21 protein-coding genes are annotated in these 19485 nt (G+C 74.6%); 9 read left to right on the top strand and 12 right to left on the bottom strand.

What is annotated here, in order from left to right; all coding sequences use genetic code 11:
• Positions 1-76: 76 nt before the first annotated feature.
• Positions 77-601 (bottom strand): DinB family protein, encoded by a 525-nt coding sequence (locus tag ABZ716_RS21495; RefSeq protein WP_358960884.1) that lies wholly within the window; start codon positions 599-601, stop codon positions 77-79.
• An 84-nt stretch (positions 602-685) separates the two neighbouring features.
• Here ABZ716_RS21495 and ABZ716_RS21490 point away from each other — a divergent pair, with 84 nt between their 5' ends.
• On the top strand, positions 686-1591 hold the full coding sequence (locus ABZ716_RS21490) for a Gfo/Idh/MocA family oxidoreductase (RefSeq protein WP_358960882.1): 906 nt from the start codon (positions 686-688) through the stop codon (positions 1589-1591).
• Here the strand turns inward: ABZ716_RS21490 and lnt are convergent.
• From lnt to ABZ716_RS21465, 5 genes are all read right to left on the bottom strand, one after another.
• Positions 1536-3035: an apolipoprotein N-acyltransferase gene (lnt, locus tag ABZ716_RS21485; RefSeq protein WP_358960879.1), complete on the bottom strand. Its 1500-nt coding sequence runs from the start codon at positions 3033-3035 to the stop codon at positions 1536-1538. The genes ABZ716_RS21490 and lnt overlap by 56 nt on opposite strands.
• Positions 3036-3269: 234 nt before the next feature.
• Positions 3270-3728: a nuclear transport factor 2 family protein gene (locus ABZ716_RS21480; protein WP_358960877.1), complete on the bottom strand. Its 459-nt coding sequence runs from the start codon at positions 3726-3728 to the stop codon at positions 3270-3272.
• A 68-nt stretch (positions 3729-3796) separates the two neighbouring features.
• The gene (locus tag ABZ716_RS21475) at positions 3797-3973 is read right to left on the bottom strand and encodes a hypothetical protein (protein WP_351888221.1); all 177 of its coding nucleotides are present in this window, start codon (positions 3971-3973) and stop codon (positions 3797-3799) included.
• Between the two features lie 104 nt (positions 3974-4077).
• Positions 4078-4956: an undecaprenyl-diphosphate phosphatase gene (locus tag ABZ716_RS21470; protein ID WP_358813639.1), complete on the bottom strand. Its 879-nt coding sequence runs from the start codon at positions 4954-4956 to the stop codon at positions 4078-4080.
• A 48-nt stretch (positions 4957-5004) separates the two neighbouring features.
• Complete coding sequence (locus tag ABZ716_RS21465) at positions 5005-5724, bottom strand: VTT domain-containing protein (RefSeq protein ID WP_358960874.1); 720 nt, start codon at positions 5722-5724, stop codon at positions 5005-5007.
• Positions 5725-5870: 146 nt separating this feature from the next.
• Between ABZ716_RS21465 and ABZ716_RS21460 the strand changes: the two genes are divergently transcribed.
• Complete coding sequence (locus ABZ716_RS21460; RefSeq protein ID WP_358813665.1) at positions 5871-6662, top strand: fused MFS/spermidine synthase; 792 nt, start codon at positions 5871-5873, stop codon at positions 6660-6662.
• Between the two features lie 15 nt (positions 6663-6677).
• Here the strand turns inward: ABZ716_RS21460 and ABZ716_RS21455 are convergent, their stop codons facing one another.
• Together ABZ716_RS21455 and ABZ716_RS21450 are read right to left on the bottom strand one after the other, a co-directional pair.
• Positions 6678-7970 (bottom strand): MFS transporter, encoded by a 1293-nt coding sequence (locus tag ABZ716_RS21455; RefSeq protein WP_358960871.1) that lies wholly within the window; start codon positions 7968-7970, stop codon positions 6678-6680.
• A gap of 81 nt (positions 7971-8051) precedes the next feature.
• Positions 8052-9086: a hypothetical protein gene (locus tag ABZ716_RS21450; RefSeq protein WP_358960869.1), complete on the bottom strand. Its 1035-nt coding sequence runs from the start codon at positions 9084-9086 to the stop codon at positions 8052-8054.
• Between the two features lie 96 nt (positions 9087-9182).
• Here ABZ716_RS21450 and ABZ716_RS21445 point away from each other — a divergent pair, with 96 nt between their 5' ends.
• The gene (locus ABZ716_RS21445; protein ID WP_351888206.1) at positions 9183-9641 is read left to right on the top strand and encodes a DUF4442 domain-containing protein; all 459 of its coding nucleotides are present in this window, start codon (positions 9183-9185) and stop codon (positions 9639-9641) included.
• Positions 9642-9768: 127 nt separating this feature from the next.
• Positions 9769-10437 (top strand): DedA family protein, encoded by a 669-nt coding sequence (locus ABZ716_RS21440; protein ID WP_351888301.1) that lies wholly within the window; start codon positions 9769-9771, stop codon positions 10435-10437.
• Positions 10438-10497: 60 nt separating this feature from the next.
• On the opposite strand, the gene ABZ716_RS21435 is transcribed toward ABZ716_RS21440, so the two are convergent.
• Complete coding sequence (locus ABZ716_RS21435; protein ID WP_358813635.1) at positions 10498-11064, bottom strand: gamma carbonic anhydrase family protein; 567 nt, start codon at positions 11062-11064, stop codon at positions 10498-10500.
• 132 nt (positions 11065-11196) lie between these two features.
• Here ABZ716_RS21435 and ABZ716_RS21430 point away from each other — a divergent pair, with 132 nt between their 5' ends.
• Complete coding sequence (locus ABZ716_RS21430; protein WP_358960867.1) at positions 11197-11940, top strand: acyltransferase; 744 nt, start codon at positions 11197-11199, stop codon at positions 11938-11940.
• A gap of 19 nt (positions 11941-11959) precedes the next feature.
• Here the strand turns inward: ABZ716_RS21430 and ABZ716_RS21425 are convergent, their stop codons facing one another.
• On the bottom strand, positions 11960-12826 hold the full coding sequence (locus ABZ716_RS21425) for an EamA family transporter (protein WP_358813634.1): 867 nt from the start codon (positions 12824-12826) through the stop codon (positions 11960-11962).
• A gap of 107 nt (positions 12827-12933) precedes the next feature.
• Here ABZ716_RS21425 and ABZ716_RS21420 point away from each other — a divergent pair, with 107 nt between their 5' ends.
• Positions 12934-13524, top strand: a complete 591-nt coding sequence (locus tag ABZ716_RS21420; RefSeq protein ID WP_358813664.1) for an XRE family transcriptional regulator — start codon at positions 12934-12936, stop codon at positions 13522-13524.
• Between the two features lie 10 nt (positions 13525-13534).
• Here the strand turns inward: ABZ716_RS21420 and ABZ716_RS21415 are convergent, their stop codons facing one another.
• Positions 13535-13951: a CoA-binding protein gene (locus ABZ716_RS21415; protein ID WP_358960864.1), complete on the bottom strand. Its 417-nt coding sequence runs from the start codon at positions 13949-13951 to the stop codon at positions 13535-13537.
• Positions 13952-14057: 106 nt separating this feature from the next.
• Between ABZ716_RS21415 and ABZ716_RS21410 the strand changes: the two genes are divergently transcribed.
• The 3 genes from ABZ716_RS21410 (at position 14058) to ABZ716_RS21400 (ending at position 19007) form a co-directional block, all read left to right on the top strand.
• Positions 14058-14687, top strand: a complete 630-nt coding sequence (locus tag ABZ716_RS21410) for a YigZ family protein (protein WP_358960862.1) — start codon at positions 14058-14060, stop codon at positions 14685-14687.
• Between the two features lie 133 nt (positions 14688-14820).
• Positions 14821-15999, top strand: a complete 1179-nt coding sequence (locus ABZ716_RS21405; RefSeq protein ID WP_358813631.1) for an exonuclease SbcCD subunit D — start codon at positions 14821-14823, stop codon at positions 15997-15999.
• Positions 15996-19007: an SMC family ATPase gene (locus ABZ716_RS21400; protein ID WP_358960859.1), complete on the top strand. Its 3012-nt coding sequence runs from the start codon at positions 15996-15998 to the stop codon at positions 19005-19007. Before ABZ716_RS21405 ends, ABZ716_RS21400 begins: the two co-directional genes overlap by 4 nt.
• Here the strand turns inward: ABZ716_RS21400 and ABZ716_RS21395 are convergent.
• Positions 18997-19443 (bottom strand): Lrp/AsnC family transcriptional regulator, encoded by a 447-nt coding sequence (locus ABZ716_RS21395; protein ID WP_358960857.1) that lies wholly within the window; start codon positions 19441-19443, stop codon positions 18997-18999. The two genes, ABZ716_RS21400 and ABZ716_RS21395, sit on opposite strands and share 11 nt — an antisense overlap.
• Between the last annotated feature and the right edge of the window lie 42 nt (positions 19444-19485).

Below are 19485 nucleotides of genomic sequence, written 5' to 3'. Positions count from 1 at the left end.
TGAGCCGATATTGACCCCGCACGGGTGACGCGGAGGGGGTGTCCGGCGGACAGCGCCCGCCGCGGCCGGTCCCCGGTCAGTCGCCCGTGACCCCGTCGATGTGCTCGCGCAGCAGGTCGGCGTGCCCGTTGTGGCGGGCGTACTCCTCGATCATGTGCGTGTAGATCCAGCGCAGGCTGAACGCCTCGCCCCGGTGGTGGCTCGCCGGGTCCGAGGCCGCGTCCAGGGAGCGGCCGGCCGCCGCGCCCCGGGCCAGCTCGACCTCCTCGCGCCAGACCTTCTGCGCGTCGGTCCAGGTGTCGGCGTCGGTGAACTCGAAGTCCCCGTCCCGGTTCTCCGCGGTGCTGTACAGGTCGGGCAGATCCTCGCCCAGGAAGATCTCCCGGAACCAGTACCGCTCCACCTCCGCCATATGCCGGACGAGGCCCAGCAGGCTCAGCGCGGAGGGCCGCAGCGGGGTGCTGCGCAGCTGCTCCTCGGAGAGGCCCTCGCACTTCCAGGCGAGGGTGGCGCGGTGGTAGTCGAGCCAGCCGTCGAGCATCTCCCGCTCGCCGGCGGTGGTGGAGGGCTCGGTACGGTCGTTTGCGTGGGAGGTCGTCATGGCCGCCATCCTGGCCGAACGCGCCGCCGCCGACCAGCGATTAAGCTGCGCACGTCCCATACGGCACATACCAGGAGGCTCCCGGTGAAGGTCGGCGTCATCGGACTCGGCGACATCGCGCAGAAGGCGTACCTGCCCGTCCTCACCACCCGTCCCGGGGTCGAGCTGCACCTGCAGACCCGCACCCCCGCCACGCTGGAACGGCTCGGCGCGGTCCACCACGTCCCCGAGGGCCGCCGCCACGCCTCGCTCGGCGCGCTGATCGCCCAGGGCCTCGACGCCGCCTTCGTGCACGCTCCGACCGGCGTCCACCCGGAGATCGTGGAGCGGCTGCTGGAGGCGGGCGTGCCCACGTACGTGGACAAGCCGCTCGCCTACGAGCTCGCCGACTCGCGGCGTCTGGTCGAGCTGGCCGAGGAGCGCGGCACCTCCCTCTTCGTCGGCTTCAACCGCCGCCACGCGCCCGGGTACACGCAGTGCGCCGACCACCCGCGCGAGCTGATCGTCCTGCAGAAGAACCGGGTCGGACTGCCCGAGGACCCGCGCACCCTCGTCCTGGACGACTTCATCCACGTCGTCGACACCCTGCGCTTCCTGCTGCCCGGCGAGGCCGACCACATCGACGTCCGCGCGGTGGTGCGCGAGGGGCTGATGTCACAGGTGGTGCTCCAGATGTCCGGTGACGGGTTCACCGCCCTCGGCATCATGAACCGGCTCTCGGGCTCCACCGAGGAGGTCCTGGAGGTCTCCGGACAGGACTCCAAGCGCCAGGTCGTCAACCTCGCCGAGGTCATCGACCACAAGGGCCAGCCGACCGTGCGCCGGCGCGGGGACTGGGTCCCGGTGGCCCGCCAGCGCGGGATCGAGCAGGCCGTGGACACCTTCCTGGAGGCCGTGGGGACCGGCAAGGTGCTGAGCGCCCGGGACGCGCTGCTCACCCACGAACTGTGCGAGCGGGTGGTGCTGACGGCGCTGGAGCAGACCGCGTGAACCTGACCGCCCGGGCCCCCCGGGCCGCGTAGTACAGGGCGAGCGCCGCCAGACAGGCCCCGCCGGGCCAGTTCCCGAAGCGGACGAAGGGGGTCGTGCCCCGGGCCAGCGGCGCCTCGTACACGGACGCGGTGCTGGCCGAGGTGGGCAGGGCCTCGCCGATCCGCTCGCCGGAGGGGCCGAAGACTGCGCTGACCCCGGTCAGGGTGGCGTGCACCACGGGGCGGCCGGTCTCGGCGGCGCGCAGGGCCGCCAGGGAGGCGTGCTGGGCCGGTGCCCAGCTGTGCTGGAAGGTGGAGGTCGAGGACTGGGCGACGAGGACCCCGGCGCCGTCGTCGGCCAGGTGCCGGCTCATGTCGGGGAAGGCCGACTCGAAGCACACCAGCGGCCCGATCCGGACCCCGCCGGGCAGGTCCATGAGCACCGGCCCCTCGCCCCGCCTGCGGTCCTCGCCCGCGGCCTTCCCCACCGAGGTGGCCCAGCCCAGCACCGACCGGGCCGGTATGTACTCACCGAAGGGCACCAGCCGCATCTTGTCGTACCGGTCGCCGGTGGGACCCTGGGGGCCGACCAGCACCGAGCTCTTGTATATCCCCGGCCGGTCCGAGCGGCGGGCGTCCACGTTGACCAGCAGCGGGGCCCCGACCCGCGAGGACAGCTCCGCCAGCCGCCGCGCCAGGTCCGGCCGCGCCGCCAGGTCCGCGCCGACGCTGCTCTCGCCCCACACCACCAGATCCGGGTGCGTCCCCGCCAGCTGCGAGGTGAGCCGCTCCTCGACGGCGAAACGCCGCTCGGCGCTGTCCGCCCCGCCCACCAGCCCCGGCTGGACGACGGCCACCCGCAGCGTGCCCGACGCCTCGGGGCGCGGCAGCCACTGCCACACCACCCCCGTCAGCACCGCGCACCCCGCCAACGAGGCCACCGCGGCGGCCCGCGCCCCCGGCACGGCCACCAGCAGCACCACCGCGCAGTTCACCGCCACCACCAGCAGGCTCACCAGCCACACCCCGCCCAGGGAGGCCAGCCGCAACGCGGGCTGCACCTGCCACTGGCTGGCCCCCAGCAGCCCCCACGGCCCGCCCAGCCCCTGCCAGGACCGGACGAGCTCCGACAGCAGCCACCCCGCCGGTACCAGGAGCAGCGCGGCGGCCGCCCGCCCCGGACGCGGCGCCCCGCCGAGCAACTCCCGTACCAGCAGGGCCCAGGGCGTCCAGAGCAGCCCCAGCAGCGCGGCGAGGGGCACGAGGAACACGTGCAGGCTCGGCAGCAGCCAGTGGTGCACCGCCACGATGAACCCGGCCCCGCCCAGCCAGCCCTCCAGGGCCGCCCGGCGCCCGGTGGGGGCGGTGCGCAGCAGCAGCATCCAGGGCACGAGCGCCACGTACGCCAGCCACCACAGCGCCGGGGCGGGGAAGGCCAGGCAGGGCAGCGCCCCGGCGGCCACCGCTCCGGCCGCCCGCCCCCACCGCGACCGCCGGCCGGGCCCCCGGCGCGGGGCGGGGCCGTAGCGCCCGCCGGACCCGCTCCGCCGGTCCGGCCCGGTCCCTCCGGCCGGCCAGGCGGGCCTCCTGTGCCCGCTGTGCCCGCTGTGCCCGCTCAGCTCCGCGACCATGAGGTGCCTCCGCCTCCAGTGTGGGACCGCATCCGGCGGGCCGCGCCCGCACGCTCCGGGTGCCCCTCAGCTCCGCATCTGACGCCACTTCTCGTGCACGGTGACCCCGGAGAGCCGCCATCCCTCCGGGGTGCGGGCGAGCGCGAAGGTGTAGCGCCCGCCGGCGACGAAGTGCGGGGCGGTGTCCCGGCCGGCGTCCGCCGCCAGACGCATGGGGTTCAGGAAGTCGGCCAGGACCCGGGCGGTGTCCCGGTCGCCGTCCTGGTCCTCCAGCAGGATCCGCCGGTTCACGATGAAGTGCTGGCGCACCGGAAACAGCCGCATGGTCCGCGCGAGCCAGTCGGCCACCTCTCCGGCCGGGCCCGCCACCCCGCCCGCCGAGCTGTAGTCGGCCCGCCCGTCCGGGGTGAACAGGGCGCGGTAGGCCGCCCAGTCACCGTCGTCGACGGCCGCCGCGTACCCCGAGACCACCTCGTCGACCGCCAGCCGGTCCATCACCGTCGCCAGGTCCACACGCTGCGTCATCGGGACAGTGTGCGGCCGGCGGCCCACGAGGCCAAGGGGTCTGCGGCGCGGAGGCCCGCGGACGCCGCTCAGCGGCCGGAACGCACCTCCCGCTGCCGGACCACGACCAGGAACGCGTCACTGGCCAGGTCCATCACCACCTCCGCCGGCACGCCCTCGCGCATCCGCTGGGCCGCGTACTCCTCCGCGGGCCAGCTGCCCCGCGGACTCCCGGCCGGAAACCGCTCCAGTACCACCCGACGCATGGGACACCCCCTGCTGCTCGTCGTCCAGGTCTCTCAGGGCACAACGACGCGAAGGCCGCCCGGGAACGTTCCCGGGCGGCCTTCGGCTCGTACGCGTGACCGGACTAGCTGCCGGACGCGCCGGCGTCCGCTTCGAGCACACCCATGCCCATCAGCACGAACAGGGCGATGCCGAGCAGGATCCGGTAGATGACGAAGGGCATGAAGCTCTTGCTGGAGATGAACTTCATGAACCATGCGATCACGGCGTAGCCCACGAAGAAGGCGAGCACCGTGGCGAAGATCGTCGGCCCCCAGGTGATGTGGCCCGGGCTCTCGATCACGTCCTTGATCTCGAACGCGCCCGAGGCCAGCACCGCCGGAATGGCCAGAAGGAAGGAGTAGCGGGCCGCCGCCTCGCGGGTGAAGCCCAGCAGCAGACCGCCCGAGATCGTCGCCCCCGAGCGCGAGACGCCCGGGATCAGCGCCATCGCCTGGCACACACCGAAGATCAGGCCGTCCTTGACGCCCAGCTCCTTGAGGGTCTTGCGCTGCTTCACCACCCGGTGGCGGCCGCCCTGTTCGTCGCGCGAGGCGAGCCAGTCGGCGAAGCCGAGGATGAGGCCCATCACGATCAGGGTGGTGGCGGTCAGCCGCAGGTCACGGGCCGGGCCGGTGATCTGGTCCTTGAAGGCGACGCCGAGCACGCCGATCGGGATCGAGCCGACGATCACCAGCCAGCCCATCCGCGCGTCCTGCTCGGAGCGCAGCGCCTTGGTGTACAGCGAGCGGAACCAGGTCGAGATGATCCGGGCGATGTCCTTGCGGAAGTAGATCAGCACGGCGGCCTCGGTGCCGATCTGGGTGATGGCCGTGAAGGCCGAACCCGGGTCGTGCCAGCCGGCGAAGGCGGCGGTCAGCCGCAGGTGCGCGCTGGAGGAGATCGGGAGGAACTCCGTGAGACCTTGGACGAGACCGAGGATTAGGGATTCGAACCAGCTCATGTCGGGGGGTGCTCGTCCTTGTGATCGTCGGACAGTTCGGGTCCGATGCTAGGGCCCGGTCGCGGCGGCCCCGACCACAGGGGGGTGTACGGGGGCCGGCTCGGGCGCGGTCGGGGCGGCGAGGCGGTGCCGCCTGCGCCAGGCCACCGCTGCCGCGACCGCTCCGGAGACGGTGAGGAACCCGGTCGAGACCAGGAACGCGGGGGATCCGGGGGAGGCGGCGCTGGCCCCGGCGATCACGTACGCGGCCGTGTTGGGCACCGTCCCGAGCGCCGTGGCCAGGAGGAACGGGAGCCAGCCGCAGCGGGAGACCGCCGCCAGGTAGTTGGCGGCCGCGAAGGGGATCCCGGGGAGGACGCGGACGGCCAGCGTGGAGCGGAAGCCGTGCCGGCTGAGCTGGGCGTCGGCCGCCTTCAGCCAGCGTCCGCGCAGGAACGGGCGGAGCGCCTCCTGGCCCATGGCGCGGCCCAGGCCGAAGGCGATCGCCGCACCGACGACGGTGCCGCCGACGGCCGCGGGAAGCCCGAGGGGGGCGCCGAAGACCGCTCCGGCGGCGAGGTTCAGCAGCGGGCGCGGCACGAACGCCGCCGTGCACAGCCCGTACGCGCCCGCGAACAGCAGCGCCGCCGCCCCCACCGGGAGGCCGGGCGGGGGCCAGCCCTGGGAGAGCAGCCGCTGGGGTTCGTAGACCAGGACGCAAATCCCGGCCGCCACGAGCAGTACGACGAGCAGCGACAGCCGCGTCCACGGCGCGAGGAGGAGGGACATCCGGGGAGGTTATCCGACCGGTGCGGCACCCGCCGTGACCCGGACCTCACCGGACGGCCGGGGCCGGCGGCGGGCCGGACAATGGTGGGGTGAGCGACGAACAGATCCCGGTGGTCCGGGAAGTGGGCCAGGGCACCGCCAAGCTGATGCCGGACGTGGACCGGGAGCGGGCCTGGCTGCTGACCGTCGACGGGGCGCCGCAGTCCTACGTGGACCTCGACGAGCCCGAGTACCTGGAGTTCGAGTACGCACGCCGCCTCGCGCACGTACTGGACTGCGCGGCGGAGCCGGGGGCGGCGCTGGACCTGCTGCACCTGGGCGGGGGCGCGCTGACCCTGCCCCGCTACGCGGCGGCGACCCGGCCGGGCTCCCGCCAGAGCGTGGTCGAGTTCGACGCGGGGCTGGTGGAGCTGGTGGCCGAGCACCTGCCGCTGGACGCCGGGGCGCGGGTGGAGGTGCACACCGCCGACGCGCGGGCCTGGCTGGAGCGGGCTCCGGCGGCGAGCGCGGACGTACTGGTCGCCGACGTGTTCGGGGGCTCGCGGGTGCCGGCGCAGCTGACCTCGGTGGAGTACGCCCGCCAGGCGGCGCGGGTGCTGCGGCCCGGCGGGCTCTACGCGGCGAACCTGGCCGACGGGGCGCCGTTCGGCTTCCTCAAGGCACAGCTGGCCAACTTCGCCGCCGCGTTCGCCGAGCTCGCGCTGATCGCCGAGCCGGGTGTGCTGCGCGGGCGGCGCTTCGGCAACGCGGTGCTGCTGGCGTCCGGCGCGCCGCTGCCGGTGGCCGCGCTGGGGCGGCGGTGCGCCGGGGACGCCTTTCCCGCGCGGGTGGAGTCGGGGGAGGGGCTGCGGCGGTTCATGCGGGGTGCGGCGGTGGTGTCGGACGCCGACGCCGTCGCCTCGCCGGAGCCGCCGGCGGGGGCGTTCAGCCTGGGGTGAGCGCCGGGCCGCCCCTCAGACGCCCGCGGGGCTGGAACCGGGCGCGGGCGCGGGGGCGGAGGCAGCGGCGACGCGGGCCGGCCTGCGGGTGATCTGGCGGACCTCGGGGACCAGGAGGACCAGGGCGGTGGGGATGACCACCAGGGCCGCGCAGCCCCACAGCGCGGGGGTACGGCCGAACGCGGTCTCGGCCGGGCCGGCCAGGGCGGTGGCCAGCGGGAGCATGGAGACCGAGCCGAACCAGTCGTAGGCGGAGACCCGGGAGAACTTGTCCTCGGGTATCTCCTGGTGCATCGTCGTCATCCAGTTCACGCCGAACACCTCGACGGCGACGCCGCTGACGAACATCACCGCGCACAGCCCCCACACGGGCAGCGGCACCGCGAGGCCCGCCGAGGGGAGCGCCAGCGGGAACACGCACAAGGTGCCGACCAGCAGCAGGCGGCGCGGTTTCCACAGCATCATCAGCACGGCGCCGGCGATGGTGCCGACGCCGAAGAAGGCCAGGGCCAGGCCCCAGGGGGCCGGCCCGCCCAGCCGGTCGCGGGCGACGAGGGGCCCGTACACCGCCTCGGCGGCTCCGATGACGGCGACGACCACGGAGAACTGGAGCACGATGCTCCACAGCCAGGGCCGGCTGCGGAACTCCACCCAGCCCTCGCGGAGGTCGGCCAGCAGACCGCCGCCCGGCGCGCGCTCGGCGACGCGGCCGACGTCGAGGAAGGCGCGCAGGGCTCCGGCGACCGCGAAGGCGGCGGCGTCCACCGCCAGCACCCAGCCGGGGCCGATCGCGGCGATCAGCGCGCCGCCCAGGGCCGCGCCGCCGATGCCCGCGCCGTTCATGGCCATGCGGAAGAGCGCGAAGGCGCGGTGGGAGTGCTCGCCGGAGACGCTGGAGAGCAGCATGCCCTCGGCGGCCGGGTTGAAGAAGGCGGTGCCGGTGCCGCAGAGCGCGGTGAGCAGCATCATCTGCCACAGCTGGGGGTCGCCCGCCAGGACCAGCACCGCGAAGGCGGCCTGGGAAAGGCAGTTGAGGGCGTTGGCCGCGACCATCACGTGGTGACGCGGGAGCCGGTCGGCGAGGGCGCCGCCCACAAGCAGGAACAGGACGAGGGGCAGCGTACGGGCGGCCGCGACGAGGCCGACGTCGCCGCTGGAGCCGCCCGCCTCCAGGACGGCGAAGGCGGAGGCGATGAGCGCTCCGTGGCTGCCGAGGTTCGTCACGACCGCGGCGCCGGTCAGCAGGGTGTAGTTGCGGCCCGCCCAGGAGGGCAGGCGGCGCGGGGCGGCGGCGTCGGGAGTGCTCACCGGGGGACTATCCCCTGCCCCGGGCCGAGAATCCAAACGAATAACCGGAAAACGGATAATCGGCCCGAGGGTGGGGGTGGCTCAGTTGCCGACGAGGCGGACCGAGCTCATGATCTTCTCCTCGGTCGCCTGGTCCACCTCGCCGGAGACCCCGGCGGCGGCCCACATGACCCAGCTGGCGAAGTCACCCTTGGAGTTGCGGAAGCTGAAGGCGATGCTCTTGCCGTCCGAGGAGCACTTGTTCTCCTTGGGGACGTCGCTCACGGTCGCCGTGGCGTAGTGCCCCTTGAGCCCGGAGAGGGTCGTGTACTCCTTGGACTCGGAGATCTTGACCTTGTCCTTCGGCAGCTTCTGCGAGAAGGCGGCGAACACCCAGGTGCCCGCCTCGCTGTGCGCGGCTCCCGCGGTGTCCTTGGCGCCCTGGCCGCCCTTGGTGCCGGTGCCGGCCAGGCCGGAGCTCTCCTCCTTGCCGTCCTTGTTGGAGTCCACCTTGCACCAGTCCTCCTTGAGGAAGGCGGGTGCGGAGAAGGTGACGAGGGGGGAGCCGTCGTGCTTCTCCGTGTCCTCGAAGCCGGCGATCACCCCGGAGCCCGCCACGTTCCACTCCGGCGGGACGTCGAAGGCGGTGCCGTGCTTGGGGTTGATGACCACCTTCCAGCCCGGGATGACGGGCTTGACGTCGCTGTCGCCGCGCGGGTTGCCGCTCGGGGCGGGCGGCGCCGCGGAGGTGACGGGGGCGGAGGAGGCCGCGGCCGGCTTGTTGCTGGCCTGCTTGCTGCTCTTGTCGTCCCGGGTGAGCACGAAGGCGCCGGTCACGGCCGCCGTCACCAGCACCGCCGAGGCCGCCACGATGGCCACGGTCTTCGTCGAGAACGGGCTCCCGCCGGACCGCTGGGGCGCGGGCTGCGGGGCCGGCTGGCCCCAGGGCTGGACCGGCGGCGGGGTCTGGTAACCGCCCGCCTGCGGGTAGCCGTAGCCGGGCTGCTGCTGTCCGAAACCCGGCTGGGGCTGCTGCTGGTACGGGTTCGGCTGTCCCGGCTGCTGCTGGTACGGGTTCTGTTGCGCGTCCTGGGGGCCCTGCTGTCCCCCGGGCGGCTGCTGCTGTCCTGGCCACATGGCCGGTAACCATAGTGGGAGCGGCCCGCGGGAGCCACGTCCGCCCCCTCGCCAACCCTGGCCAACTTCATCTACTCGTGGGTAACATCGCCTGCCATGAGCGCAGAACAGATGAACGTGGGCGAACTTCTCGCCCAGACCGTGCCGATGGCCCGCACCCTCAACCTGGAGTTCCTGGAGACCACCCCGGAGCGCGCCGTCGTCCGGCTCCCGGACCAGCCCGACTTCCACAACCACGTCGGCGGCCCGCACGCCGGCGCGATGTTCACCCTGGCCGAGTCCGCCAGCGGCGCCATCGTCCTGGCCGCCTTCGGCGAGCAGCTCTCGCGCGCGGTGCCGCTGGCCGTCAAGGCCGAGATCGGCTACAAGAAGCTCGCCAAGGGCGTCGTCACGGCCACCGCCACCCTCGGCCGCCCGGCCGCCGAGGTCGTCGCGGAACTCGACGCGGGCGGCCGCCCCGAGTTCCCCGTCACCATCGCCATCCAGCGCGAGGACGAGGCCGTCACGGGCGAGATGACGGTCGTCTGGACCCTGCGGCCGCACGCGACCGCCTGATCAGGAGTTCGCCGGCCGTTCGCCCCGGGAACCCGTGCTGCGGGCCGAGCCCGTGACGGGGAGCGGATAGGCTGCTCGTTCGGTGTGCCCCCGGGGCGCGCCGGTGACGACGAGGGAGGGCGAACCGGTGCACGTCCAGGAATGGCTGGAGACGATTCCGGCGATCAGTGTCTATCTCCTGGTGGGTCTGGTCATCGGACTGGAGAGCCTGGGCATCCCGCTGCCAGGGGAGATCATCCTCGTGAGCGCCGCCCTGCTGGCCTCGCAGCAGGGGCACATCGACCCCGTGGTCCTCGGCCTGTGCGCGATCGCGGGTGCGGTGGTCGGCGACTCCATCGGGTACGCGATCGGGCGGCGCGGGGGCAAGCCGCTGCTGGAGAAGCTGGGGCGGCGCTTCCCGAAGCACTTCGGGCCGGACCAGGTGGCCGTGGCGGAGCGTTCGTTCGACCGCTGGGGGATGTGGGCGGTCTTCTTCGGCCGGTTCGTCGCCCTGCTGCGGATCTTCGCCGGGCCGCTCGCGGGCGTCCTGCGCATGCCGTACTGGCGGTTCCTGGTCGCCAACGTCCTCGGCGGTGTCCTCTGGGCGGGCGGTACGACCGCCGTCATCTACACGGTCGGCATCGTCGCGGAGCCGTGGCTGAAGCGGTTCTCCTGGCTGGCGCTGGTGGCGGCCCTGCTCCTCGGGCTCGTCGTGACGCTGGTGGTGCGCGGCCGGATGAAGAAGGCGGCGGCCGCCGCCCGGGCGGAAGCCGCCGGGGCCGAGCCGGTGAAGACCCCGGCGGGCGCGGCCGACTGAGGCTCCCCGGGCCCCGGCCGGCCGGCTGAGGCTCCCGGGGCCTCCGCCGGCCGGGCCTGGTCAGTCCTGCGGTGCCAGTGCGGCGCGGTGCTGCTTGGCCAGCTCCGTGTACATCGCGGCGTTCACCTTGATGTGCTCACGCTCCTCGGCGGTCAGCTCCCGGCGCACCTTGGCCGGTACGCCCGCCACCAGGGAGCCCGGCGGGACCACCATGCCCTGCGGGACCAGCGCCTGCGCGGCCACCAGCGAACCGGCGCCGATGACGGCCCCGTTCAGCACGGTCGCGCCCATCCCGATGAGGCAGTCGTCCTCCACGGTGCAGCCGTGGACCACGGCGTTGTGGCCGATCGAGACCCGCTCGCCGACCGACACCGGGAAGCCGGGGTCCACGTGCAGCGTGCAGTTGTCCTGGACGTTGCTGTCGGCGCCGAGCGTGATCGGGCCGCAGTCGCCGCGCAGCACCGCCGAGTACCAGACGCTGGCCCCCGCGGCCAGGGTGACGTCGCCGACCACGACCGAGGTCGGGGCGGCGAACGCCGTCGGGTCCACGGCCGGGTGCCGGTCGCCCACGGCCGCGATGAGAGCTCCCTGGCCCGGGTGGCCCGCCTGGCCCGTGTGGTTCGTCATGATCGTTTCCCTCTGTTTCCGGATGCCGCGCTACCGGCACCGTAGGGCACGGCCCCGCCCGGGACCGCGATGGGGTGAAGATCACAGGAACGCGGTCCGGACGTCCGGCGCGCGGCCCACTACCGTGGCCGGGTGCCGAAGAACCAGAACACGTTCTCATCCCTGGCGGCCCTGCGCCGCCGCGTCGCCAGCCGCGCGGTCCACGCGGGCTGGCGCTGGATGCAGCGGGCCGGTGCGGTCACCGCCGAGAACCCCGGCCGGCTGCGCTTCGGCGCGATCGGGGACGGCACCCGCCTCGCCTTCCCGCAGGGCACCGTCTTCGGCGAGCCCTGGATCCGCATGGGCGGCCACTGCATCATCGCCGAGCAGGTCACGCTGACCGCCGGGATGATGCCCGGCCTCGACCTCGGCCCCGACCCGCTGCTGGTGCTGGGCAACGGCGTGGTCCTCGGCCGGGGCAGCCACGTCATCGCCGACGCCCGCATCAGCATCGGCGACGACACCTTCTGCGGGCCCGGCGTCTACATCACCTCCACCAACCACAGCTACGACGATCCGCACGAGCCCGTCGGCAAGCAGTGGCCCCGCAGCGCCCCGGTGGAGATCGGCCCGGGCTGCTGGCTGGGCACCGGGGCGGTGATCCTCCCCGGGGCGAAGCTGGGCCGCAACGTGGTGGTGGCCGCGGGGGCCGTCGTACGGGGTGAGGTGCCGGACCACGCCGTGGTGGCGGGGGCGCCGGCCCGGATCGTACGCCGCTGGGACCCGGAGACGGGCTGGCAGCCGCCGCTGCGCACCCCGGCGCCGGTGCCGGTCCCCGACGGGGTGACCTCCGAGCAGCTGCGCGGGCTGGCCCGGCTGGCGGAAGCCGAGCAGTAGCCGCCGCGCGGGCGGGGGCTCAGCCCGCCGCGAGCAGGACCGTACCGGCCAGGGCCAGGCCGGCGCCCGCCGCCTGGACCGCGCGCAGCCGTTCCTTGAGCACGGCGAAGGCGGCCAGGGCGGTCACCACCGGGTAGAGCGAGGAGAGCACGGCGGCCACCGTGACCGGGCCGCTGTGGGCGGCGGCCGAGTAGGTGCCGTTCGCGGCGACGTCCGCGAGGCCGATGAAGACCAGGGCGGGCATCAGGCTCCACACCAGGCGCGGTCCGGCGCCCTCGGGCAGCGCGGGTACGCCCCGCCGGGTCTGCGCCCACAGGGCGCCCCCGCCCACGGCGACGTTGGTGACCCGCTGGACCAGGAGCGCGAGGAAGAGCCCGGTGAGGGTGGTGGACGCCTGCGCGATGAGGGCCATCACGGCGCCGAAGCCGAAGGCCGCGACCAGGGTGAGGAGCACCGCCTGCCGCTGTACGGGCGCACCGCGCAGCTCGGGGCCGCCCGCGAGGACGATGCCGACGACGGCCACCGCGATGCCCGCGAACTGGCCGGGGCCGGGCCGCTCGCCCAGGGCCAGCCCCACCCCGACGGGGACGACCACCCCGACGGAGCCCAGCGGCGAGACCACGCCCATGGGGCCGAGGGCCAGCGCCTTGTAGAAGCTGAGCATCGCCGCCGGTCCGACCACGCCCGCCGCCACCGCGAACCACAGCTGCGGCCCGGCCTCGTGCCAGGCGCCGGTGGCGATCACGACGGTGCCGAGCACGAGGACGGCGGCGATCTGCGAGACCACGACCACCGTGAGCGCCGGCAGGCGGCGGGTCAGCAGCCCGCCCCCGAAGTCGGCGAGGCCCCACAGCACGGCTGTGGCCAGGGCGAAGAGGGTGGTCATGGCGGGACCTCGCAGTACAGTGCGGTGAACGGTGGAGTGCAGGATCGAATACACCGCAGGTTAGTTCACCCTATTGAACTGTGTCATCCAAAATATTGGACGGAATGGTGTCGGATCTCGAACAGCTCACCCAGGCGCTCGCCCGGAACCTCAAGCGGTGGCGCGGCGAGCGCGGCTTCACCCTGGACGCGCTCGCGGCCCGCGCGGGGGTCAGCCGGGGAATGATCATCCAGATCGAGCAGGCCCGTACGAACCCGAGCGTCGGCACCACGGTCAAACTGGCCGACGCCCTCGGTGTGAGCATCACCACCCTCCTCGACCACGAGCGCAGCCCGCAGCTGCGGGTGGTGCTGCCGGGCGAGGGCGTGCGCATGTGGGCCGGCGAGCCGGGCAGCGAGGCGCGCATGCTGCTCGGCGACGACCGGCGGGGGCCGGTGGAGATGTGGACCTACCGGCTGGAGCCCGGCGACGGCACGGCCTCCGACCCGCACCCGGCCGGGACGTTCGAAATGCTGCACGTCACGGCCGGGGAGCTCACGCTGGAGCTCGGCGACGACCGCCACGTGGTGCCGGCCGGCGGGGCCGTCTCCTTCGAGGCGGACGTCCCGCACGCCTACCGCAACGAGGGCGCGGTGCCGATGGAAGCGACGATGGCCGTCTCGATCCCGCCCGTCCAGGGCGCCGCGGGCCCTCGCTGACGGGCGGCGGCTACCGGGCCGTGTGCAGCCGGGGCAGCTCGATGGCGGGGCAGCGGTCCATGACCATCTCCAGCCCCGCCGCACGGGTCCGGGCGCAGGCGGCCTCGTCCACCACACCCAGCTGGAACCAGACCGCCCGGGCCCCGACGGCCACCGCCTCGTCGGCCACCTTCCCGGCCAGCGCGCTGTTGACGAACACGTCGACCACGTCCACCGCGAACGGGATCTCCTCCAGCGAGGCGTAACCCCGCTCGCCGTGCACGCTCTCCGCCTTGGGATGCACGGGCACCACCCGCTTCCCGTACCGCTGGAGCACCTCGGCCACCCCGTAGGCCGCCCGCCCCCGGTTCCCGGACAGCCCGACCACGGCCCAGGTGTCCCCGAGCTCGGTGAGGATCCTGCGGATGGTCTCCTGATCGCCGTACACGCGCGCCGCCTCCTGCTGCCTGCTGCCCTGGTGGCCTGATGGCCTGGTGGCCGTTCCGCCCGAACAACGGACAGGGCGCCGGTCCGATTCCCCGTAGGGTGGAGCGGTGAAGGCAGATCAGTACGAGACGGTGGCCCGTGAGGGGGCGCACGAGGCGGAGATCAACCGGTCCCGCTTCCTGTGTTCGCTCGCGCCCGCCGCGACCGAGCAGGAGGCACAGGAGTTCGTCGCGCGCATCCGCCGCGAGCACCCCACCGCCACGCACAACTGCTACGCCTACGTGATCGGCGCCGACGCCTCCGTGCAGAAGGCCAGCGACGACGGCGAGCCCGGCGGCACCGCCGGGGTGCCCATGCTGCAGATGCTGACCCGCCGCGACATCCGCTACGCGGTGGCCGTCGTCACCCGGTACTACGGCGGTGTGAAGCTCGGCGCGGGCGGGCTGATCCGGGCGTACGGCGGGGTCGTCGGGGAGGCGCTCGACGCGGTCGGGACCGTCACCCGCCACCGCTACCGGCTGGCCACCGTCACCGTCGACCACCAGCGGGCCGGCAAGACGGAGAACGACCTGCGCTCCACCGGCCGCGCCGTGCTGGACGTGCGCTACGGGGAGGCCGTCGCGATCGACATCGGCCTGCCGGAGGCGGAGGTGGACTCCTTCCGCGCCTGGCTGAACGACGCCACCGCCGGAAGCGCCGGCTTCGAGCTCGGCGGAGAGGCGTACGGCGAGGGCTGAACCCGTGGACCGGGAGGGATCCTCCCTTCCGGCCGGGGCGGGGCGCCTGACGGGTTACCTTGGATGGCCGGCGCGCAGCGGTGCCGGCGCGGAAGCCATGGAGGAGAGCGGGCGTGCGGGTCGGAGCGGTCGAGTGAAGTTCCTGCACACCTCCGACTGGCACCTCGGCCGGTCCTTCCACCGCGTGAACCTGCTCGGAGCCCAGGCCGCCTTCATCGACCACCTCGTCCAGGCCGTACGCGAGCACGGCGTCGACGCCGTGCTCGTCGCCGGGGACGTCTACGACCGCGCCGTGCCCCCGCTGCCCGCCGTCGACCTCTTCGACCAGGCCCTGCACCGGCTCGCCGACCTCGGCGTGCCCACCGTGATGATCTCCGGCAACCACGACTCCGCCCGCCGGCTCGGTGTCGGCGCGGGGCTCATCGGCCGGGCCGGGATCCACCTCAGGACCGACCCGGCCGGCTGTGCCGACCCCGTGGTGCTGGCCGACGTGCACGGAGACGTGGCCTTCTACGGGCTGCCCTACCTCGAACCGGCCCTGGTCAAGGAGGAGTTCGCGGCACGGAAGGTCAGCCACGAGGCCGTGCTCGGCGCGGCCATGGACCGGGTCCGCGCCGACCTGGCCGGCCGGCCCGCCGGCACCCGCTCCGTCGTCCTCGCCCACGCCTTCGTCACCGGCGGGCAGGCCAGTGACAGCGAACGCGACATCGCCGTCGGCGGGGTCGAGGCCGTACCCGCCTCCCTCTTCGACGGGGTGGACTACGCGGCCCTCGGCCACCTCCACGGCTGCCAGACCATCAACGAACGGGTCCGCTACTCCGGTTCCCCGCTCGCCTACTCCTTCTCCGAGGCGAACCACCGCAAGAGCATGTGGCTGGTCGAACTCGGCCCCGCCGGGGAGCTCACCGCCGAGCGGGTCGACACCCCCGTCCCCCGTCCCCTCGCCCGGCTGCGCGGGCGCCTGGAGGACCTCCTGGACGACCCCGCGCTCACCGGCCACGAGGACAGCTGGGTGGAGGCCACCCTCACCGACCCCGTCCGCCCCCAGGACCCGATGGCCCGGCTCACCGCCCGCTTCCCCCACACCCTCAGCCTCGCCTTCGACCCCGAGGGCCGCGAGGACGACGGCGCGGCCTCCTACGCCCAGCGGCTGCGGGGCCGCAGCGACCAGGAGATCGCCGAGGACTTCGTCGCGCACGTCCGCGGCGGGGGCAGCGCCGACGAGGCCGAACGGGCCGTACTGCGCGGGGCCTTCGACGCGGTCCGCGTCCAGGCGACGGCTGAGGACGGCCGCCGGGAGGCCCTCCGATGAGGCTGCACCGGCTGGAGGTCACCGCCTTCGGACCCTTCGCCGCCCCCCAGCGGATCGACTTCGACGCCCTCTCCGGCGCCGGGATCTTCCTGCTGCACGGCCCCACCGGCGCCGGCAAGACCTCCGTGCTCGACGCCGTCTGCTACGCCCTCTACGGCTCCGTACCCGGTGCCCGCCAGGCCCCCGGCACCACCCTGCGCAGCGACCACGCCGCCCCCGACACCCCCACCGAGGTCACCCTCGAACTCACCGTCGGCGGCCGTCGTCTGGAGATCACCCGGCGCCCCGAACAGGAACGGCCCAAAAAACGCGGCACCGGTACCACCAAGGACAAGGCCCAGACCTGGCTGCGCGAGCACACGCCCGCGGGCTGGACCGCGCTCAGCCGCTCCCACCAGGAGATAGGCGAGGAGATCGAACAGCTCCTCGGCATGAGCCGGGAGCAGTTCTGCCAGGTCGTCCTCCTCCCGCAGGGCGAGTTCGCCCAGTTCCTGCGGGCCGGCGCCGAAGCCCGCGGCCGGCTCCTGGGCCGGCTCTTCGACACCCGCCGCTTCGCCGCCGTCGAGACCCTGCTCGCCGAGCACCGCCGGAGTGCCGAGGCCAAGGTCCGGGCCGGCGACGAGAAGGTGCTCGCCGCCGCCCAGCGCCTCGCCCAGGCCGCCGGGGAGAGCGCCGACCTGCGGGCCTGGCCGCTGCCCGCCCACCAGCCCGGCGACCCCGGCCTCGCCGGCGCCGTCCGGGCCTGGGCGGCCGTGGCCCGGTGCAGCGCCCGCGAGCGGCTCACCGTCGCCGAGTACGCGCTGGCCGCCGCCGAGAGCCGGCACGCCGCGGCCCGGCGCGCCGCCGAGGAGGCCCGGGAACTCGACCGGCTCCAGCACCGCCACGCCGAGACCGCCCGCCGGGCCGCCCTGCTCGCGCAGGCCGAGCCGGAACGGCAGCGGGTGCGCGAGCTGCTGGACCGGGCCCGCCGGGGCGCCCTCGTCGCCCCCGCCCTGGAACTGCGCGGGGCCGCGGCCGCCGCCCACCTCACCGCCGCGCGCGCCGAGACCCTCGCCCGGGCGGAGCTGCCCCCCGCCCTCGCCGGGGCCGGCGCCGAGCAGCTCGGCGCCGTCGAGCAGCGCCTGCGCGAGGACCTCGGCGCGGCCGGCGCCGCCCAGCGGGCGGAACAGCGCAGCGCCGAGATCGGCCGTGAGCGCGCCACGCTGGAGCGGGAGTCCCGCGACGCCGAGGAGCAGCACCAGGAGTCCGCCGAGTGGCTGGCCCGCTGGGAGTCGACCCGCGCCGCCCTGCTGGAGCGGGTCGACGCCGCCCAGCAGGCCCTCACCCTCGCCGAGCAGCTCGCCGGCCGCCTGGAGCCCGCCCGGATCCAGCTGGCCGCCGCCCGGCGCCGCGACGCCCTCGCCGCCGACGCCGAAGCCGCCGCCCGCGAGCTGGACTCCGTACGCGAGGAGTCGTACGCCGCCAAGGAGGACTGGCTGGAGCTGAAGGAAGCCCGGCTGCGCGGTATCGCCGCCGAGCTGGCCCAGGCCCTCGTCGCCGGAGAGCCCTGCACCGTGTGCGGATCGCAGCAGCACCCCGCTCCGGCCCGCCCCGCACCCGGGCACGTGGACCGGGAGGCCGAGGACGCCGCCCACGCCTGCTTCGAGCAGGCCGAGGAACGCCGGGCCGCCGTCGAACGCCGCCTGGCCGCCGTCCGGGAGGCCGAGGCCGAGGCGGCCGGCGCCGCCGGGGACGCCACCACCGCCGAACTCCTCGCCCTCACCGCCGACCTGACCGACCGCCACGCCGCCGCCCAGGCCGAGGCCGCCGGGCTGCACGCCGCCCGCGAACGCCTCGCCCGCGCCGAACGGGAGCACGAGGCGCGCAGCTCCGAACGGCTCGAAGCCGAACGCCGGGCCGCCGCCCGGGTCTCCCGGCGCGAGGCCCTCGACCGGGAGCAGACCGCCCTGGAGGCCGAACTGGTCCTCGTCCGGGGCGACTCGCCCAGCGTCGCGGCCCGCGCCCGCACCCTGGAGGACCGCATCCGGATGGTCACCACGGCCGCCGCCGCGCTCCGCCGCGCCGAGGCCACCGCCGCCCGGCTGAAGGAAGCCGACGGCCAGCTGGCCGACGCCGCCTTCAAGGCCGGCTTCGCGACCACCGAGGAGGCCGCCGACGCCGTCCTCCCCGAGTACGAGCGCACCGCCCTCCAGCACCGGCTGGACGCCTGGCAGGCCGAGGAGGCCATGCTCGCCGACCGCCGCGCCGAGACCGGCACCGCGGCCGCCGCCGCCCTGCCCCCGGCCGACCCCGCCGCCGCCGAGGCCGCCGCCGAGCGGGCCGCCGCCCGGCTGCGCACGGCCGGCTCGGCCGTGGACGCCGCCCGGGTGCGCTGCGCCGAACTGGACCGGCTCTCCCGGCAGGCCGAACAGGAGCTGCGCGCCCTGGGCCCGCTGCGCGAGGCGTACGAGCGCGTGGCCCGGCTCGCCGCGCTCACCGCCGGCACCTCCGCCGACAACGAGCGCAAGATGCGGCTGGAGTCGTACGTCCTGGCCGCCCGCCTGGAGCAGGTCGCGGCCGCCGCCTCCGTACGCCTGCTGCGCATGTCCGCCGGCCGCTACACCCTCGTCCACTCCGACGCCCGCTCCGGCGGACGCGGACGTTCCGGGCTGGGGCTGCACGTGGTGGACGCCTGGACCGGCAGCGAGCGGGACACCGCCACCCTCTCCGGCGGCGAGACCTTCTTCGCCTCCCTGGCCCTGGCGCTGGGGCTGGCCGACGTGGTCACCGACGAGGCGGGCGGCATGCGGCTGGACACCCTCTTCATCGACGAGGGCTTCGGCAGCCTGGACGACCAGGCCCTGGACGAGGTCCTCGACGTCCTGGACAGCCTGCGCGAGCGCGACCGCAGCGTGGGCATCGTCAGCCACGTCGGCGACCTGCGCACCCGGGTCCAGGCCCAGCTGGAGATCGTCAAGCAGCGCGGCGGCTCGGTGGTGCGCCACCGCACGGCGGGGGTCACGGACTGAGCGGCCGCCGCGCGAGCGGGGACGAGTACACGATGCTGGTGGTCACCGGGCCCAGGCCCGCGATCCGGCCGGTGACCTCCTCCAGGTGCGCCATCGACCGGGTGGCCACCTTGAGGACGAAGCAGTCGTCGCCCGTGACGTGGTGGGCCTCCAGGATCTCCGGCGTCGCGTCCAGGAAATCGTGGAACGGCTTGTAGTTGCCGTGCGGATAGCGCAGCCGCACCAGCGCCATGATGGCCTTGCCCAGCTTCTCGTGGTCGACGACCGCCGTGTAGCCGGTGATGATCCCGGCCTCCTCCATCCGGCGGACCCGTTCGGTGACGGCGCTCGCCGACATCGAGACGGTGCGGGCGAGTTCGGTGAAGCTGGCCCGGCCGTCCTGCTGGAGGGCGGTGAGAATGCGCCAGTCGGTGGGGTCGGGGGAGGTGCCGGTCATGCGGCAGGTCTAACAGGGGATTCCCCGGTGGAACAAGCCGAA

Origin of the sequence: Streptomyces sp. NPDC006687, from assembly GCF_040636215.1 — a bacterium.
Taxonomy (GTDB): Bacteria; Actinomycetota; Actinomycetes; order Streptomycetales; family Streptomycetaceae; genus Streptomyces.
This window is presented reverse-complemented; position numbering and strand designations above follow the sequence as displayed.

Bases quoted from the DNA above. Each gene is read 5' to 3' on its own strand.
- ABZ716_RS21495 (WP_358960884.1), bottom strand. From the start codon at position 601: ATGACGACCTCCCACGCAAACGACCGTACCGAGCCCTCCACCACCGCC.
- ABZ716_RS21480 (WP_358960877.1), bottom strand. From the start codon at position 3,728: ATGACGCAGCGTGTGGACCTGGCGACGGTGATGGACCGGCTGGCGGTC.
- ABZ716_RS21475 (WP_351888221.1), bottom strand. From the start codon at position 3,973: ATGCGTCGGGTGGTACTGGAGCGGTTTCCGGCCGGGAGTCCGCGGGGC.
- ABZ716_RS21470 (WP_358813639.1), bottom strand. From the start codon at position 4,956: ATGAGCTGGTTCGAATCCCTAATCCTCGGTCTCGTCCAAGGTCTCACG.
- ABZ716_RS21465 (WP_358960874.1), bottom strand. From the start codon at position 5,724: ATGTCCCTCCTCCTCGCGCCGTGGACGCGGCTGTCGCTGCTCGTCGTA.
- ABZ716_RS21460 (WP_358813665.1), top strand. From the start codon at position 5,871: ATGCCGGACGTGGACCGGGAGCGGGCCTGGCTGCTGACCGTCGACGGG.
- ABZ716_RS21450 (WP_358960869.1), bottom strand. From the start codon at position 9,086: ATGTGGCCAGGACAGCAGCAGCCGCCCGGGGGACAGCAGGGCCCCCAG.
- ABZ716_RS21445 (WP_351888206.1), top strand. From the start codon at position 9,183: ATGAGCGCAGAACAGATGAACGTGGGCGAACTTCTCGCCCAGACCGTG.
- ABZ716_RS21435 (WP_358813635.1), bottom strand. From the start codon at position 11,064: ATGACGAACCACACGGGCCAGGCGGGCCACCCGGGCCAGGGAGCTCTC.
- ABZ716_RS21425 (WP_358813634.1), bottom strand. From the start codon at position 12,826: ATGACCACCCTCTTCGCCCTGGCCACAGCCGTGCTGTGGGGCCTCGCC.
- ABZ716_RS21400 (WP_358960859.1), top strand. From the start codon at position 15,996: ATGAGGCTGCACCGGCTGGAGGTCACCGCCTTCGGACCCTTCGCCGCC.
- ABZ716_RS21395 (WP_358960857.1), bottom strand. From the start codon at position 19,443: ATGACCGGCACCTCCCCCGACCCCACCGACTGGCGCATTCTCACCGCC.